The organism is Williamsia serinedens (assembly GCF_024171725.1).
Taxonomy (GTDB): domain Bacteria; phylum Actinomycetota; class Actinomycetes; order Mycobacteriales; family Mycobacteriaceae; genus Williamsia_A; species Williamsia_A serinedens.
The window spans coordinates 699,472-715,732 of the sequence record NZ_JAMTCG010000001.1 but is presented as its reverse complement, the minus strand read 5'-3'; the positions used below and the strand labels follow the sequence as shown (position 1 = coordinate 715,732).

Annotated in this window: 17 protein-coding genes; 11 read left to right on the top strand and 6 right to left on the bottom strand. The window is 71.1% G+C overall.

Translation table 11 applies throughout. The features are described 5' to 3' along the window. Positions 1-2: 2 nt before the first annotated feature. From gnd to LX12_RS03290, 3 genes are all read right to left on the bottom strand, one after another. Positions 3-1,463 (bottom strand): NADP-dependent phosphogluconate dehydrogenase, encoded by a 1,461-nt coding sequence (gene gnd, locus LX12_RS03300; RefSeq protein WP_253653049.1) that lies wholly within the window; start codon positions 1,461-1,463, stop codon positions 3-5. Positions 1,464-1,512: 49 nt separating this feature from the next. Then, on the bottom strand, positions 1,513-2,460 hold the full coding sequence (locus LX12_RS03295; RefSeq protein ID WP_253653048.1) for a M56 family metallopeptidase: 948 nt from the start codon (positions 2,458-2,460) through the stop codon (positions 1,513-1,515). A gap of 135 nt (positions 2,461-2,595) precedes the next feature. Then, positions 2,596-2,985: a BlaI/MecI/CopY family transcriptional regulator gene (locus tag LX12_RS03290; RefSeq protein WP_253653047.1), complete on the bottom strand. Its 390-nt coding sequence runs from the start codon at positions 2,983-2,985 to the stop codon at positions 2,596-2,598. A gap of 299 nt (positions 2,986-3,284) precedes the next feature. Here LX12_RS03290 and LX12_RS03285 point away from each other — a divergent pair, with 299 nt between their 5' ends. The 7 genes from LX12_RS03285 to LX12_RS03255 all read left to right on the top strand — a co-directional run bounded on the left by LX12_RS03285 (position 3,285) and on the right by LX12_RS03255 (position 8,425). After that, positions 3,285-3,698 carry a PaaI family thioesterase gene (locus tag LX12_RS03285; RefSeq protein WP_253653046.1) on the top strand — a complete coding sequence of 138 codons (414 nt, stop codon included), beginning with the start codon at positions 3,285-3,287 and terminating at the stop codon, positions 3,696-3,698. Positions 3,699-4,012: 314 nt separating this feature from the next. After that, positions 4,013-4,315: an urease subunit gamma gene (locus tag LX12_RS03280; RefSeq protein ID WP_253653045.1), complete on the top strand. Its 303-nt coding sequence runs from the start codon at positions 4,013-4,015 to the stop codon at positions 4,313-4,315. Further along, positions 4,312-4,623 carry an urease subunit beta gene (locus tag LX12_RS03275; RefSeq protein WP_253653044.1) on the top strand — a complete coding sequence of 104 codons (312 nt, stop codon included), beginning with the start codon at positions 4,312-4,314 and terminating at the stop codon, positions 4,621-4,623. Before LX12_RS03280 ends, LX12_RS03275 begins: the two co-directional genes overlap by 4 nt. Continuing rightward, positions 4,620-6,341, top strand: coding sequence for an urease subunit alpha (locus tag LX12_RS03270; protein ID WP_253653043.1), 1,722 nt, complete (start codon positions 4,620-4,622; stop codon positions 6,339-6,341). The genes LX12_RS03275 and LX12_RS03270 overlap by 4 nt, the downstream gene beginning before the upstream one ends. Further along, a complete protein-coding gene (locus LX12_RS03265) occupies positions 6,341-7,000 on the top strand; it encodes an urease accessory protein UreF (RefSeq protein WP_253653042.1) in 660 nt (219 codons plus the stop codon). Before LX12_RS03270 ends, LX12_RS03265 begins: the two co-directional genes overlap by 1 nt. Before the next feature lie 67 nt (positions 7,001-7,067). Next, the gene (ureG, locus tag LX12_RS03260) at positions 7,068-7,745 is read left to right on the top strand and encodes an urease accessory protein UreG (protein ID WP_253653041.1); all 678 of its coding nucleotides are present in this window, start codon (positions 7,068-7,070) and stop codon (positions 7,743-7,745) included. Positions 7,746-7,750: 5 nt separating this feature from the next. After that, entirely contained in the window at positions 7,751-8,425 is a 675-nt protein-coding gene (locus LX12_RS03255; protein ID WP_253653040.1) for an urease accessory protein UreD, read from the top strand. A 3-nt stretch (positions 8,426-8,428) separates the two neighbouring features. Here LX12_RS03255 and LX12_RS03250 read toward each other — a convergent pair whose 3' ends face one another. The 3 genes from LX12_RS03250 to LX12_RS03240 form a co-directional block, all read right to left on the bottom strand. Then, a complete protein-coding gene (locus LX12_RS03250) occupies positions 8,429-9,907 on the bottom strand; it encodes an NAD(P)/FAD-dependent oxidoreductase (RefSeq protein WP_253653039.1) in 1,479 nt (492 codons plus the stop codon). Positions 9,908-10,066: 159 nt separating this feature from the next. Continuing rightward, positions 10,067-10,660 carry a GNAT family N-acetyltransferase gene (locus tag LX12_RS03245; RefSeq protein ID WP_253653038.1) on the bottom strand — a complete coding sequence of 198 codons (594 nt, stop codon included), beginning with the start codon at positions 10,658-10,660 and terminating at the stop codon, positions 10,067-10,069. A gap of 165 nt (positions 10,661-10,825) precedes the next feature. Next, positions 10,826-12,169 carry a TIGR01777 family oxidoreductase gene (locus tag LX12_RS03240; RefSeq protein WP_253653037.1) on the bottom strand — a complete coding sequence of 448 codons (1,344 nt, stop codon included), beginning with the start codon at positions 12,167-12,169 and terminating at the stop codon, positions 10,826-10,828. 176 nt (positions 12,170-12,345) lie between these two features. Here LX12_RS03240 and LX12_RS03235 point away from each other — a divergent pair, with 176 nt between their 5' ends. From LX12_RS03235 to LX12_RS03220, 4 genes are all read left to right on the top strand, one after another. After that, the gene (locus LX12_RS03235) at positions 12,346-13,641 is read left to right on the top strand and encodes an NAD(P)/FAD-dependent oxidoreductase (protein WP_253653036.1); all 1,296 of its coding nucleotides are present in this window, start codon (positions 12,346-12,348) and stop codon (positions 13,639-13,641) included. Continuing rightward, positions 13,638-14,405, top strand: a complete 768-nt coding sequence (locus LX12_RS03230; protein ID WP_253653035.1) for a DUF1365 domain-containing protein — start codon at positions 13,638-13,640, stop codon at positions 14,403-14,405. The genes LX12_RS03235 and LX12_RS03230 overlap by 4 nt, the downstream gene beginning before the upstream one ends. Continuing rightward, entirely contained in the window at positions 14,402-15,646 is a 1,245-nt protein-coding gene (locus LX12_RS03225) for an SAM-dependent methyltransferase (protein ID WP_253653034.1), read from the top strand. The genes LX12_RS03230 and LX12_RS03225 overlap by 4 nt, the downstream gene beginning before the upstream one ends. A 149-nt stretch (positions 15,647-15,795) precedes the next feature. Further along, positions 15,796-16,260 (top strand): acyl-CoA thioesterase, encoded by a 465-nt coding sequence (locus LX12_RS03220; RefSeq protein WP_253653033.1) that lies wholly within the window; start codon positions 15,796-15,798, stop codon positions 16,258-16,260. Position 16,261 lies beyond the last annotated feature (1 nt).

The window sequence follows — 16,261 nt, the reverse complement described above, 5'->3', positions numbered from 1 at the left end:
TCTCAGGCCTCCACCTCGGAGCGGTCCTCGCTCCACAGGGTGTGGAACGTGCCCTCCTTGTCGACGCGCTGGTAGGTGTGGGCACCGAAGTAGTCGCGCAGGCCCTGGGTGAGGGCGGCTGGCAGCCGCTCGGAGCGCAGACCGTCGTAGTACGACAGCGACGACGCGAACGCCGGGACCGGGATCCCCAGGCCCGCCGCGGTGGTGACGACACGACGCCAGCTCTCGACGCCCTCCTCGACCGCGTCGCGGAAGTACGGCGCGAGCAGAAGGCTCTTCAGGTCGGGGTTCTCGTCGTAGGCGTCGCGGATGCGGTTGAGGAACTGCGCGCGGATGATGCAGCCGCCGCGCCAGATGGTGGCCATCGCGCCGGGGTGCAGGTCCCAGCCGTACTCCTCGCTGCCGGCGCGGATCTGGTCGAAGCCCTGTGCGTAGGCGATGACCTTCGACGCGTAGAGCGCGGCGCGGACGTCGGAGACGAACGCGTCGGTGTCGGCGGGCTGCTCGCCGATGACACCCGGCTTGAGGTCGGTCGCGGCGGACCGCTGGTCCAGTTCGCTGGACAGGGCGCGCGCGAAGACGGCCTCACCGATGCCGGTGACCGGCACCCCGAGGTCGAGCGCGGACTTCACGGTCCAGCGCCCGGTGCCCTTCTGTCCGGCGGCGTCGACGATGACGTCGACGAGCGGCTTGCCGGTCTCGGCGTCCTTCTGCGACAGCACCTCGGCGGTGATCTCGACGAGGTAGCTCTCCAGGTCGCCGGAGTTCCAGTCGCGGAAGACGTCGGCGATCTGCTCGACGTCGAGGCCGAGCGCGCGGCGCAGCAGGTCGTAGGCCTCACCGATGAGCTGCATGTCGGCGTACTCGATGCCGTTGTGGACCATCTTGACGAAGTGGCCGGAGCCGTCGGGGCCGATGTGGGTGCAGCACGGCTCGCCGTCGACGTGGGCGGAGATCGACTCCAGCAGCGGGCCGAGTGACTCGTAGGCCTCGGCGGGACCGCCGGGCATGATCGACGGACCCTCGAGCGCACCGACCTCGCCGCCGGAGATGCCGGCGCCGACGAAGTTGAGGTTGCGCTCGCTCATCTCCTTCTCGCGGCGGATGGTGTCGGTGTAGAGCGAGTTGCCACCGTCGATGATGACGTCGCCGTCCTCCATGAGGTCGGCCAGCTCGGAGATGACGGCGTCGGTGGCGTCGCCCGCCTTGACCATGATGAGCACGCGGCGCGGCTTCTCCAACGCGGCGACGAACTCCTCCATGGACTCGGTGCGCACGAAATCACCCTCGTCGCCGTGCTTCTCGAGGAGGGCGTCGGTCTTGGCGGTCGTCCGGTTGTGCAGGGCGACGGTGTGTCCGTGTCGGGCGAGGTTGCGCGCGATGTTGGACCCCATGACGGCCAGTCCCGTCACGCCGATCTGGGCGCGCGCGGTGGTCGAGGAGTCACCCGAGGTCTGTGTCATGTCCCCAGCCTATGACCTGTGCGCCGACGACGATTCCCGGGACGACGACTCACGCGGTGACGAGTCGGCTGAGCTCGGTCAGCCACGGGATCGCGACGGCGAGCGTCGGCAGCACGAGGATCCCCGCAGCGGCGGTGTAGGCGGCCACGGAGGGCCAGCGCGCCGGTGAGTCGTGGCAGAGTCGCCGGACGCGGGTCAGGGTGGTCGGACCGCCGACGGCGAGCGCGCCGCGCGGGGCGACCGAGTCGGCGCAGGCGACCAGGGCGCGGCCCAGCGGCGTGGGCCCGGTGGCGCGCACGGCGTGGTCGTCGGCGAGGACCTCCACGAGCAGTTGCACCGCCCCGAGCGCCGACCGGCTGCGGATGAACCGGGGGAACGCCTCGTGCACGGCGATGAACGCCTCGAGGACGAGGTCGTGGCGCGCGCGCAGATGGGCGCGCTCGTGGGTGATGACCGCCTCCAGCTCGTCGTGGGACAACCGCGCGATCACGCCCTCGCTCAGCACCACGCGCTGTCGGAGCCCGGGCAGGCAGTAGGCGATGGGCTGCTCGACGGCGAGCATGCGGACGTCCCGCGCGCGCAGCGCGCCGTCACAGTCACGACGGTCGAGCTTGTCCAGCAGGTCGATCAGGGTGCGGTGCGCGGCGCGACGTGCGCGGGTGCGCACCCCGACACGGACGACGGTGTACATCAGTCGCGCACCGATGAAGAGCGTCAGCACGAAGACGCCGACGTAGATCGACCACAGCACGATGCCGAGCGAGTCGATCTCGTCGAGCGGGTTGGTCTTGGGTCGTCCGTCGGGGCCGATGACCAGGAGGTTGGCCGCGATGGCGAGACCGCAGCTGAACGCCGAGAGCACGGCGGCGAGAGCGATGGCCTGCCACAACGCCATGGCCGCACGCGGGGCGTGCAGCGGCCAGGTGGCACGGGACAGGCGGTCGGGCACGGGGCCCACGAGGACCAGTGCCATCAGCCCGAACGCCGCGGCGGTCATCGGGTGTCCTCACTGCGGTGTCGACATCGCCCACGACGCGCCGGGCGGTGGTCGGAGGCGGTCCGGATCAACGGTCCGGACACCCCTTACGATACCCGCCGGACGGTGGTCTCCCGGCGGTCGTGCGGACCGAGATCACGAGCGGTCGGAGTCTCCACGGGCCGCTTCCAACTCGTCGAGGGCGCGACGCAGCGCGGCTGCCTCGTCGGCTCCGACGCGACCGACGAACGACACCAGCGCGGCGTGCCGCGACGTCGACTCGTCGGCCTCGCTCAGGGCGTCGACCATCAGGCTGGCGACGAGGTCCTCGCGGGGGTGCGTGGGGGAGTAGCGGTGGGCGCGGTCGTCGCGGATCTGGGTGACGAGGTTCTTCTTCGCCAGGCGCTGCAGCACGGTCATCACGGTCGTGTAGGCGAGGTCGCGGTCCTCGGACAGGGCGGCGTGCACCTGCCGCACCGTCAGCGGCTCGTCACTGGACCAGAGATTGTCCATCACCGCGCGCTCGAGGTCTCCCAAACCGCTCATCTTCTTGACTCTACCGACCGGACGTGCACGCCGCGCTCCCGCCATGCGGCCAGATCGTCCGACATCCCGACCCGTCGACTCGAGCGAACCGGGTCGACGGGGCGCCGAGGTGACGGAGGCGTAGGTCTTGACCATGAAGGTAAGGATAGCCTATCTTCATCATCACGTCGGACCGCGCGAGCGTCCTGAGGGCTGCAGAGACCCCCGGTCCACGCCACGGCAGGCCCCGTACCGGATTCGGTACGGGGCCTGTCGGTGTCCCGGGGTGGGGGGTGTGGGCCCGTGATTAGGCTCCGGTGATGACCTCTCTCGACGAGAACCTGATCGGCGCCGGCCTCGACAGCCACCTGTCCTTCCGGTGGGAGCACGTGAGCGGGGACGGGTCGCGTGCCTCGTTCACGGTCCGTCCGGAGCACCACCAGCCGTTCGGGATCGTCCACGGCGGTGTGCACTGCGCGCTCGTGGAGAGCCTCGCGAGCATGTCCGCCGCGCAGTGGCTGCAGGACCAGGGTCTGCCGCCGCGCGTCGTCGGGGTGAACAACTCGACCGATTTCATCAAGGCCGTCAGCGAGGGTGAGGTGACCGGTCAGGCCACACCCGTCCACCGCGGGCGCTCACAGCAGCTGTGGCAGGTCGACATCACCGACGCCGACGGCCGTCTCGTCGCGCAGGGCCGGGTGCGACTGGCGAACCTCGACCAACCCGGTCGCTGACCCGTCGGTTGGGCAGCAGGAACCGTTCTTTGGGCGGTTGGAACCGTCTAGTGGGCGGTTGGAACCGTTCGCTGGGCGGTAGGAACGATCGCGGTGCCCCGGGGTGCCCGACGAACGGCTCCGGGAGCCCAACCATCGGCTCCGGGTGCCCAACCATTGGCTCCGGGTGCCCAACGAACGGCTCCGGGTGCCCAACGAACGGCTTGGGGTGGCCGACCGATGGGAGGCGGCCGTGTTCGCCGCGACGGGGTGGCGGGTGCGTGGCACGATGACCGACACGATCGGGCGCCGGTCCGCAGCGGAGGAGTGATGCGATGAGGTTGACGCCGCACGAGCAGGAACGGCTGATGATCTCCTACGCAGCCGAACTCGCGCGTCGTCGACAGGGTAGAGGGCTCAAGCTCAACCACCCGGAGGCGATCGCGGTCATCACCGACCACGTCCTCGAGGGAGCCCGTGACGGTCGATCCGTGGCGGACCTGATGACCAGCGGCCGCAGTGTGCTCGCACGGTCCGACGTGATGGACGGGGTGCCCGAGATGATCCACGACGTGCAGGTGGAGGCCACCTTCCCCGACGGCACCAAGCTCGTCACCGTCCACGAGCCGATCGCGTGATCCCGGGCGAGGTCCTCTGCGACGAGGGCGACATCGAGATCAACGCCGGCGCACCGGTGACCGAGCTGACCGTCGTCAACGCCGGCGACCGGCCGGTCCAGGTCGGCAGCCACTACCACTTCCCGCAGGCCAACGCCGCCTTGGAGTTCGACCGCGCCGCGGCGCACGGCCTGCGCCTCGACATCCCGGCCGGCACCGCGGTGCGCTTCGAGCCCGGGATCGACATGACGGTGTCGCTGGTCCCGATCGCCGGCGCACGCGTCGTCCCGGGGCTGTCCCTCGACGCACCGGGGGAGTTGGGGCGATGAGTTCACTGAGCCGGGAGCGGTACGCGCAGCTGTTCGGGCCGACGGTCGGTGACCGGATCCGTCTGGCCGACACCGACCTCCTCGTCGAGATCACCGAGGACCGCTGTGGCGGACCGGGACTCGCGGGGGAGGAAGCCGTCTTCGGTGGCGGCAAGGTGATCCGCGAGTCCATGGGCCAGTCGCGGGCCACCCGCGCGCAGGGCACCCCGGACACCGTGATCACCGGTGTCGTCGTGCTCGACCACTGGGGGATCGTCAAGGCCGACCTCGGGATCCGCGACGGTCGCATCGTCGCGCTGGGCAAGGCGGGCAACCCCGACACGATGGACGGCGTCCACCCCGACCTCGTCATCGGCCCGAGCACCGAGATCATCGCCGGCAACGGCAAGATCGTCACCGCGGGCGCGATCGACTGTCACGTCCACTTCATCTGTCCGCAGATCATGGACGAGGCGCTGTCGAACGGTGTCACGACCCTGATCGGCGGCGGCACGGGTCCGGCCGAGGGCAGCAAGGCGACGACGGTGACGCCCGGGGCATGGCATCTCGCGTCGATGATCGCCGCCACCGACCACTGGCCGCTGAACATCGCGCTGCTCGGCAAGGGCAACACCGTCGGACTGGACTCGATGCGCGAGCAGATCCTCGCCGGCGCATCGGGTTTCAAGGTGCACGAGGACTGGGGCAGCACCCCGGCGGCCATCGACGCCGCGCTGCGGATCGCCGACGAGAGCGGTCTGCAGGTGGCTCTGCACTCCGACACCCTCAACGAGGCGGGCTACGTCGAGCAGACGCTCGGGGCCATCGCCGGACGCGGGATCCACGCCTATCACACCGAGGGCGCCGGCGGTGGTCACGCACCCGACATCATCACCGTCGCAAGCCATCCCAACGTGCTGCCCAGCTCGACGAACCCGACGCGCCCGCACACGGTGAACACCCTCGACGAGCACCTCGACATGCTGATGGTGTGCCACCACCTGAACCCGAGCGTCCCGGAGGACCTCGCGTTCGCGGAGAGCCGCATCCGCCCGTCGACAATCGCCGCCGAGGACCTGCTGCACGACATGGGTGCGATCTCGATGATCGGCTCCGACGCGCAGGCCATGGGCCGCATCGGCGAGGTGGTGCTCCGGACCTGGCAGACGGCGCACGCGATGAAGGCCCGCCGCGGCAGCCTCGAGGGCGACGGTCGCGCCGACAACAACCGGGCGCAACGCTACGTCGCCAAGTACACGATCTGCCCGGCGGTCGCCCATGGTCTCGACCACGAGATCGGATCGGTCGAGGTGGGCAAGCTCGCCGACCTCGTGCTGTGGGAGCCCGCCTTCTTCGGGATCCGGCCGCACGTCGTCGTCAAGGGCGGCGCGATCGCCTGGGCTGCCATGGGCGACGCCAACGCGTCCATCCCGACACCCCAGCCGGTCCTCAACCGCCCCATGTTCGGTGCCGCGCCGCCGGTGGCGGCGGCCACGTCGCTGACCTTCGTGGCGCAGCAGGCCCTCGACGACGGCCTCGCCGAGCGCCTCGGCGTGCGACGACGTCTCGCCGCGGTGAAGAACGTGCGATCGATCGGCAAGGCCGACATGCCCCGCAACGACGCCACCCCCGACATCCGCGTCGACCCCGACACCTTCACCGTCTCGATCGACGGGGAGGTCTGGACCGAGGCGCCGGCGCAGACCCTGCCCATGGCGCAGCGCTACTTCCTGTTCTGATGCCGAGCCCCGTGCCGTCGCCCGACGGCCCCCTCGCGATGCTGCTGACCCTGGCCGACTCCCGACTGCCGGTCGGTGGACACGTGCACTCCGGCGGGGTGGAGCAGGCCATCGCCGACGGTGCCGTCGTCGACGCGGCCGATCTCGAGGCATACCTGCGGCGCCGCATCGTGACGGGCGCGCTGGTCGCCGGGTCGATCGCCGCCGCGGTGGCCGACGGGCGCCTGACACCTGCCGACGCCCAGGTCGAGACGGACGCCCGCACACCGTCGTCGGCGGCGCGCGCCGCCTCGCTCGCACAGGGTCGCGGGATGGTCCGACTGGCCCGTCGCCGGTGGCCCGACCACGACTTCTCCGGACACACACCGCGATCCCACCTGCCGGTGATCGCGGGGACCGTCGGTGCCCTGTGCGGCATGTCGGGGCGGCACGTCGCGCTGGTGCACGTCTACACCGCGATGACCGGATCGGCGACCGCCGGACAACGGCTGCTCGCGCTCGACCCCGCCGACGTCGCCATGATCACCATGGACCTCGCCGAGCTGTGCACGCAGACCGCCGACGCGGCGGCCGCCGACCTCGCCGACCTCTCCGACCCGGTCTACGACGTGCTCGCCGAACGGCACGAACGTCGCGACATGCCCCTCTTCGCGTCGTGACGATCGCGACGAGCCACCCCAGGCCCCACCCGCGCGACGCAGCGCTCACAGAAGGACGGTGACACCGATGCCCCCGCATCTGATCGACGGACAGCCGCACAGCCACGCCCCCGACCGGCCGCGGCGCAACCGACAACCCGGGGAGGCCCTGCGCGTCGGGATCGGCGGGCCCGTCGGGTCCGGCAAGACGGCGTTGGTCGCCGCGCTGTGCCGTCAGCTGCGCGACGAGCTGTCGGTGGCCGTGCTGACCAACGACATCTACACCACCGAGGACGCGGACTTCCTGCGGCGCAACGCCGTCCTGCCCGACGAACGGATCACCGCGGTCCAGACCGGTGGGTGCCCGCACACCGCGATCCGCGACGACATCACCGCCAACCTCGACGCCATCGACGACCTCGTCGAGCACAACCCGCCGCTCGACCTGATCCTCGTCGAGTCCGGCGGCGACAACCTCACCGCGACGTTCTCCACGGGCCTCATCGACGTGCAGATCTTCGTGATCGACGTCGCCGGCGGCGACAAGGTGCCCCGCAAGGGCGGCCCCGGCGTCACGTTCTCGGATCTGCTGGTGGTCAACAAGACCGACCTCGCGCCGCTTGTCGGGGCCGATCTGTCGGTGATGGAGCGCGACGCCGCCGCGGTGCGCGGCGACCGGCCGACGGCCCTGATCTCGCTGACGCAGGACCCGGCGGCGACCGACGTCCTGGGCTGGGTCCGGCGACAGCTCGCCGAGGTGCACTGACGCCGGTGCACACCGTCGTCCACGTGGTCGCGCGGGCCGGCCGGGCGCCGTGGTCATGCGCCGTCGGCGGTCTCGCCGTGCGTCGTACGGGTGTCGATGCGCTGCACTTGATCTCGACGGCGGCGACGCCGTTGGGTGGGGACCGCATCGACATCCGGATCGAGGTCGAGGCGGGGGCGCGTCTGTGGCTCGGCACGGTGGCGGCGACCATCGCGCTGCCGTCCCGGACCGACCCGTACTCCTCCGCCGAGTGGTCCGTCGACGTCGCCGACGACGCGGCCCTGTGTCTCGCACCGCAGGCGACCGTCGTCGCCGCGACGGCTCGCCACGACACCACGACCCGGGTGCGGGTGGCACGCAGCGCGACCGTCACGGTGGAGGAGAGCGCGCAGATCGGACGACACGGTGAGACCGGTGGCGCGTGGTCCGGCCGGCTGTGGGTCGACGTCGACGACACACCCCTGTTGCGGCACCGACTCGAACTCGGGGCGGGATCGGTGCTCGACGACGACCACCGCGCCGTCGTCAGCCGGTTCGTCTACCCCGACGTCCGCGGTGGTGACGTGTCGTCCTCGCGAACCGCGACCCGCATGGCCCTCGCCGGCGGCGCCGCACTGACAACGGCTCTGGGACGGACCGTGGCGCAGGCGCGGGCCGCGGAGGACACGATCGGACGCTGAGCGTCAGCCCGTCGCGCGCGCCTCGTCCTTCGCGTCGGCGTCGGTGGTGGAGTCGGCGCCCGGGGTCGTCGGCTCCGGGTCCGGTTCGGCGATGGCCGGGATGGCCGGCTTGTCGTCGAGCTTGTTCTCCGCCTCGAGGTGGTGCAGGTGATCCATCGCCGTGCGGGCGTAGACCTGCTGTTCGGTGACGGTGAGCTGCGAACGCCCCCAGGTGCTGAAGGCGACGGCCCAGTCGATGATCGTCGACAGGCGGCTGCGGAACCCGACGATGTAGACCAGGTGCAGCGCCAGCCACCCCATCCAGGCGAAGAAGCCCTCGGTCTCGAAGCGCTTCTGTGTGAACGGGATCGGGACGCTCATCACGGCGCTGAACCGCGACACCGTGGCCATCGAGCCCTTGTCCTTGTACTTGAACGGGGTCCGCTGTTCGGGCGACTGCCCCTTGAGTCCGGCCACGATCGCGTCGGCGGCGTACCGCCCGCCCTGGATGGCGCCCTGCGCCTGCCCGGGGACGTTCTCGACCGACATCATGTCGCCGACGACGAACACCTCGGGATGACCCGGGATGGTGAGGTCCTGGCCCACCTTCACGCGGCCGGCACGGTCGAGTTCGGCCTCGCTCTGCTCGGCGAGCTGCTTGCCCAGCGGGCTCGCGGCGACACCGGCCGACCACACCTTGCACTGCGACTCGATGCGTCGGGTGGTGCCGTCCTTCTCCTTGACGGTGAGGCCGTCGTAGTCGAGGTCGACGACCATCGCGTTGAGCTGGATCTCGACGCCCAGCTTCTCCAGGCGACGCGCCGCCTTGGTGCCCAGGTTCTCGCCCATCGGCGGCAGCACGGCCGGCGCGGCGTCGAGGAGGATCACGCGGGCCTGTGTCGGGTCGATGTTGCGGAACGCGTCCTTCAGGGTCTTGTCCGACATCTCGGCGATCTGGCCGGCGAGTTCGACACCGGTGGGTCCGGCGCCGACGACGACGAACGTGAGCAGACGTGCACGCTCCTCCGGGTCGGTCGACAGCTCGGCCTGCTCGAAGGCGCCGAGGATGCGTCCGCGCAGCTCGAGCGCGTCGTCGATGGTCTTCATGCCGGGCGCGAACTCGGCGAAGTGATCGTTGCCGAAGTAGGACTGCGCCGCGCCCGCAGCGATGATGAGGCTGTCGTACGGCGTCTCCGTCATGCGGGTGAGCAGGCGGGACGTGACCACCTTGCGCTCGAGGTCGATCTTCTCGACGTCGCCGAGCAGGACGGTGGCGTTCTTCTGGCGGCGCAGCACCTGACGGGTGGCCGGCGCGATCTCGCCCTCGCTGACGATGCCGGTCGCCACCTGGTACAGCATCGGCTGGAAGAGGTGGTGGGTGGTGCGGGCGATCAGGGTGACCTCGACGTTCGCCTTGCGCAGGCGTTGTGCGCCGAACAGGCCACCGAATCCGGACCCGATGATGACCACGCGGTGCGGACGCGCCTCGGTGGAAGCGTTCATGCGGTGCTCCTGTGTTGTCGCTGGTGGCAGCCGGGCGGTCCCTGGTGCCGTGACGGGGGTGGTGTCACGGCGTCGTCGATGCCGTCCGCTCTGCCCCAACGGTAGTCAATGGACGCGACGACCACGCGCGCGAGGGCAGACGTTTCGCGGGCGACCTCGTCAGGCGATGAGGTGCGTGTGCCGGGCGCGTCGCGGTGCCCAGGCGAGCTCACCGGACTCCCACTGCCGACGGAGGATCTCGTACTCGACCTCGCCGCGCTCGTATCCGTCGACCGCGGGGTCGTCGGCCTGGTGCAGCGCCGCGAGCCGCATGCCCGACTTCTCCATCACGCGCCGCGACGCGGCGTTCACCGCCATGGTCCCCGCGAACACGCGGTCGGTGGGTCCGGTCTCGAAGGCATGACGCAGCAGTGCACGCGATCCGTCGGTGCCGTAGCCGAGTCCCCACGCCGTCCGCCGCAGGCGGTAGGCGAGCTCGAGTTCGGGCGCGGCGCTGTGGCGTGGCGCCCGCAGCGCGAACCACCCGACGAACTGCTCGGCCCGGTCGTGGGCCATCCACATGCCGGCACCGATCCCGGCGGCGAGCGCCGCGATCGCGCGGGGGACGACCCAGTGGGCGATGGTCTCCGGTGGGGTCGGCGCACCGCCGGAGACGTACCGCATCACCGCGGGGTCGCTGTCGAGGTCGACGAGGTCGTCGACGTCGGCGGTGGTCACCGGCCGCAGACGCAGGTGAGGGGTGTCGATGATCAACGACCCACCTCCGACGATGCTGCGCGGACGCCCATCACCGCCCGCGGGGTGGTCTCATCCTAGGGCGCCGGCATCCCGGTCACCGGGTTGATCGACGTCGTGTCGTGCACCCGTCCGACCGGGTGTCGTGGCGCCGGGCGTGCTCGGCGAGCTCCGGCGCGGGACTCAGTGACCGAGCTGGTGGCGCAGCACCTGCTCGAGATCGGGCATCCGGAAGGTGTGACCCAGGGCGGTCAGACGGGTCGGTACGACGCGTTGGTCGGCCAGGGCCAGTGACCGCGCCCCCGTGCGGGTGAGCACCAGTTCGGGGGCGATCGCCGGGACGGGCAGCACCGTCGGACGGTGCAGCACGTGGCCGAGGGTGCGGGTGAACTCGGCGTTGCGGACCGGGTCGGGGGCGACGGCGTTGACCGGGCCGTCGACGCGGTCGTCGAGGGCGGCACGGTAGAAGACGTCGCACACGTCGTCGATCCCGATCCACGACAACCACTGCCGACCGCCGCCGATCCGACCGCCCAGGCCCGCCGTGAACAGGGGGCGCAGCAGCGCGAGCATGCCGCCCGCCGCGGCCTGCACCACGCCGGTCCGGATCACCGGCACGCGCAGACCCGCCTCGCGTGCGGGGGCTGCGGCCGCCTCCCAGTCGCGCACGATGTCGGCGACGACACCGGTGCCGGGTTCGCTGTCCTCGGTGAGCTCCTCGTCGCCCCGGATGTCGCCGTAGTACCCGATGGCCGAACCGGCCACGAACACCGACGGTCCGCGACCGGCGGCGTGGGCGTCGGCGGCGACCTCGGCCAGCAGCCGGGTGGGCCCGACGCGACTGTCGCGGACCGCCGCGACGTGGGAGTCCGTGAACCGGCCGGCGATCGACGCGCCCGCGAGGTGGACGACGACGTCGAGGCCGTCGAGGAGATCGGAGTCGGGGGCGTCGGGGTCCCACCGTCGCTCGTCGGGTCCCCGGGGCTCCCGTCGCACCAGCGACACGACGCGGTGGCCACCGGTGGTCACCAACGCCGACAACGCCTGACCGATGGTCCCGGAGGCGCCGGTGATGCCGATGACCAGCGGGTCGGGCGACAGATCGCGCGCCCACGCCTGCGTGGCGAGGTCGTCGGCGAGCTGACGGTGGCGATAGTCGAACATCGGGGCGAGTGCGAACCCGGGCACGCGGGTCTCGACGTGGTCGATGATGCGGGTGTGGGTGTCGTCCACGGCCTCGAACCCGTGGGTGTGCTTCCACGGGGTGAGGACCCGCAGGGGGAAATTGCTGAGCCGGTCGACGAACTGGAACGGCGGGCGGTACCCGGACGGCTCGTGCGACGCCACCCAGCTGAGGCCGCCCGGCAGGGCGAGGACGGCCTGTCCGTCGCGGATCGAGGTCGCCTCCGACCGCAGCCCGATCGGTGACCCAGGCGGGGAGAGGCGCCGGAACGCACCCGGACGTTCGTGCCAGGCGAAGACGTCGTCGATGGCGCCCGGGACGACCGTGGTGCGGTGGATGCTCACGCATTCCACAGTAGGCGGCGTGCGGGCCGTCCCGGTCCGACGTGAAGGCCGTCACCCCATCCGGGCGTGGCCACACTCCGAACGCAGCAGTGAGGTCACGCGTGCCGATAATGTGCTGACCGCACCGCCCATCGGCGACCCGGCACCGGACGACAGACGAAGGCGAGGACGTTGCGATGGCGGACATCACGGGCGGAGGCGACAGGACCGTCGCCGTGGTCGGATCGGGGGTCTCGGGACTCACCGCCGCCCACATCCTCTCGCGGTCGTCGCGGGTGACGGTGTTCGAGGCCGACGACCGGCTCGGCGGCCACGCCCACACCCATCGCGTCCCCGGCCCCGACGGCGACATCGCGGTCGACACCGGGTTCATCGTCCACAACGAGGAGACCTATCCGCTGCTCCGGCGGCTGTTCGGTGAGCTCGGCGTCGAGACGCAGCCGACCGAGATGAGCATGAGCATCCGCGACGCGGTGGGCGGCTTCGAGTACGCCGGCGGCCGCGGTGCCGGGGGGGTACTCGCGCAGCCGTGGCGTCTGGCCGACCCCCGCTTCCTCGGGATGCTGCTCGGCGTCAAGCGGTTCCACCGCCTCGCGGCGCGGTTCCTCGACGAGACCGCCGACAGCGACCTCACCACGTTCGGCGAGTTCCTCGCGCGGCACCGGTTCGGGGAGTTCTTCCGCCGCCACTACGCGGTCCCGCTCGTGTCGTGCGTGTGGTCGTCGGGCAGCGAGACGGCGATGGACTACCCCGCGCGGTACCTGTTCGCGTTCCTGCGCAACCACGGCATGCTGTCGGTGACGGGGTCGCCGCAGTGGTACACGGTGACCGGCGGATCGCACGAGTACGTCCGGCGCCTCGCCGACCGACTCCACGACGTGCGCACCTCGAGCCCCGTCACCCGGATCAGCCGGACCGACCCCGACGCCGAGGACGGGGTGGTGATCACCGACGGTCAGGGTGCCCGACACCGCTTCGACGCCGTGGTGATCGCGGTGCACCCCGATCAGGCGCTCGCGATGCTCGCCGACCCGACGCCCGAGGAGAAGTCGACCCTGTCGGCGTTCCGGTACTCGCCCAACGAGGCCGTGCTGCACACCGACGCGAGCCTCCTGCCGCGGACCCCGCGTGCCCGCGCGTCGTGGAACTACCTCGTGCCCGGGGACGTCGGCACCTCCGACGAACCGCCCGTCGTCACCTACTGGATGAACCGCCTGCAGAACCTGCCCGGCGACACCGACTACCTGGTCACCCTGAACGCCACCGACCGCATCGACCCGGGGTCGATCATCGCGGTCATGGACTACGCACACCCGGTGTACACACCGGCAGCCGTTGCGGCGCAACGTGACCTGCCGCAGATCGCCACCGACACGACGGTGTACGCGGGCGCCTACCACGGCTGGGGTTTCCACGAGGACGGCTGCCGATCGGGTGTGGCCGCCGCCGAACGTCTCGGTGCCCACTGGTGACCACCCGCCCCGTCCTGCCCCGTCTGCCGGCGCTGGTCGTCGGCGAGGTGGCCCACGAGCGGCGGTCGCCGGTGCGACACCGCTTCTCCCACAGGGCCTACCAGTGGCTCATCGACCTCGACGACCCGCCGCGGCCGCCGGCGTTGTTGCGCCCCTTCGCCGACTTCCGCGCCGCGGACCACATCGGTCGTGACGACGGTGGGGGACCGGCGGGCATCCGCGCGAACGTGGAGCGATTCCTCACTGCCCAGGGTGTGCACCTCCCCGCCGGTTCGCGGATCCTCATGCTCGCCAACGCCCGCGTGCTGGGCTACGTGTTCGACCCGTTGTCGGTCTTCTGGTGCCTGGGCCCCGACGGCTCCGTCGTGTGCCTCGTCGCCGAGGTGCACAACACCTACGGTGAGCGCACCGCGTACCTGCTGCACCCCGACGCCCACGGCACCGTCGAGACCGAGAAGACCTTCTACGTCTCGCCGTTCAACGACGTGTCCGGGACGTACCGCATGCGCTTCGTCCTCCGCGACGACGCCGTCGCCGTCTCGATCCGTCTCGACCGCGACGGACACGCCCCGTTCCACGCGTCCTTCACCGGCGCACCCCGACCCGCGACCCCACGGCGCCTGCTGCGCGCCGTGATCACCATGCCCGTCATGCCGCAGCGCGCCCGCACCCTCATCACGGTGCACGGCGTGTGGCTGTGGCTCCGCCGACTGCCGGTCGTCCCACGACCGGTGCACACCCCAGCCCAGGAGATCCAGAGATGACCGGACTCGCCGACCCCTTCGCCGTACGTCGCCCGCTGCTCGCGGGCACCTGGGTCAAGGTGCCCATCGCACGCTGGCTCATGGACTACGCCATCGGCAAGGCGCCCGTCCACGTCCGGTTCCCGGACGGCACCGTGCGCGGCGCGGGCGGGCCGGACAGCCAGGTCCTCGAGATCGTGCGGCCCCGGGCGTTCTACGACCGCATCAGCCACAACCCGAAGATCGGCCTCGGCGAGGCCTACATGGCCGGTGACTGGCGCGCCGCGCCCGGCAGCGACCTCGGCGCGGCGCTCACCCCGTTCGCCGAGCGGATGACATCGCTCGTCCCGGAACCGATCTGGAAGCTGCGCGCCGTCGTCGACAAGCGCATCCCCGCCGCCACGAAGAACTCACGCGAGGGCTCCCGACGCAACATCGGGGCGCACTACGACCTCTCCAACGAGATGTTCGCGTCGTTCCTCGACCCGACGATGTCCTACAGCGCGGCGAAGTTCGACGAGTCGATGCCGTTCGAGGGCCAGGATCTCGAGGCGGCACAGCTGCGCAAGATCGACGCGATCCTCGACATGGCACACGTCGGCAGCGGGACCCGTGTTCTCGAGATCGGCAGCGGGTGGGGCGCACTCGCGATCCGCGCCGCGCAGCGCGGGGCCCACGTCACGACGATCACCCTGTCCACCGAGCAGCGGGAGCTGGCACAGGAACGTATCGCCGCGGCCGGTCTCACCGACCGCATCGACATCCGCCTGCAGGACTACCGCGACGTCACCGGACAGTTCGACGCGATCGTCAGCGTCGAGATGATCGAGGCCGTCGGCGAGGAGTACTGGCCCACGTACTTCGCGGCCATCGACGAACTGCTGGCGCCCGGCGGGACCGTCGCAATCCAGGCGATCCTGATGGACCACTCCCGGATGGTGGCCACCCGCCGGTCGTTCGGGTGGATCCAGAAGTACATCTTCCCCGGTGGGCTGATCCCGTCGCTGCAGGCGATCGACGAGACCCTGGCGGCGCACACCGGGTTGGTGCGCACCGACCGCAGCGACCTCGGTCAGCACTACGCCGAGACCCTGCGTCGCTGGCGGCACCGGTTCATCGCGTCGTGGGAGTCGGCCGGCGCCGTGCACAGCGGCTTCGACGAGACGTTCCGTCGCATGTGGGAGTACTACCTCGCCTACTGCGAGGCCGGGTTCGCGTCGGGCTACCTGCAGGTCTCCCAGCTGCAGTTCACCCGTCGCTGATCGGCGAGGGTGCTCTGACCGACCACGCGAGGGTCGGGACCGACGAACCTGTGCTGCCCGCTCGGCGCGTGTTTCGCGCACGATCGGCGGATCTGGTGCACGGTCGACGGCGGGAGCCGGGCGTCGGACGGCGCCGATAGTCTGTCCGCATGTCCGACGACGTCGTGACCGTGTCCCTGCAGTTGCGGTGGGGCGACATGGACACCAACGCCCACATCAACAACGTCGCCATCGCGCGGCTCTTCGAGGAGTCGCGGGTCCGGGCGTCGCACCGACTGCTCGCGCGCGACGCCGAGGGGAACGACGGCCGTGACGTGCTGGAGGGCGGACTCGTCGTCGTCCGCCAGGAGGTCGAGTTCCTCGCGACCATGCCGTACACCGAGGACGGCGTGGTCTGCACGGTGTGGCTGAGCCGGGTCGGGCGCACATCGTTCGACTTCGCCGCGCGTCTCGGCAGCCCCGACGGCACCGCGTACGCCCAGGCCGAGACCACGCTCGTACGCGTGGACGGCACCGGCCGCCCCACACCGCTCCCCGGTGACGTCGTCGCCACGATGACCGCCCGCATCCGGGAACCCCTGCCGCTGCGCAGTCGGTCGGGCGCCCGGGCCTGAC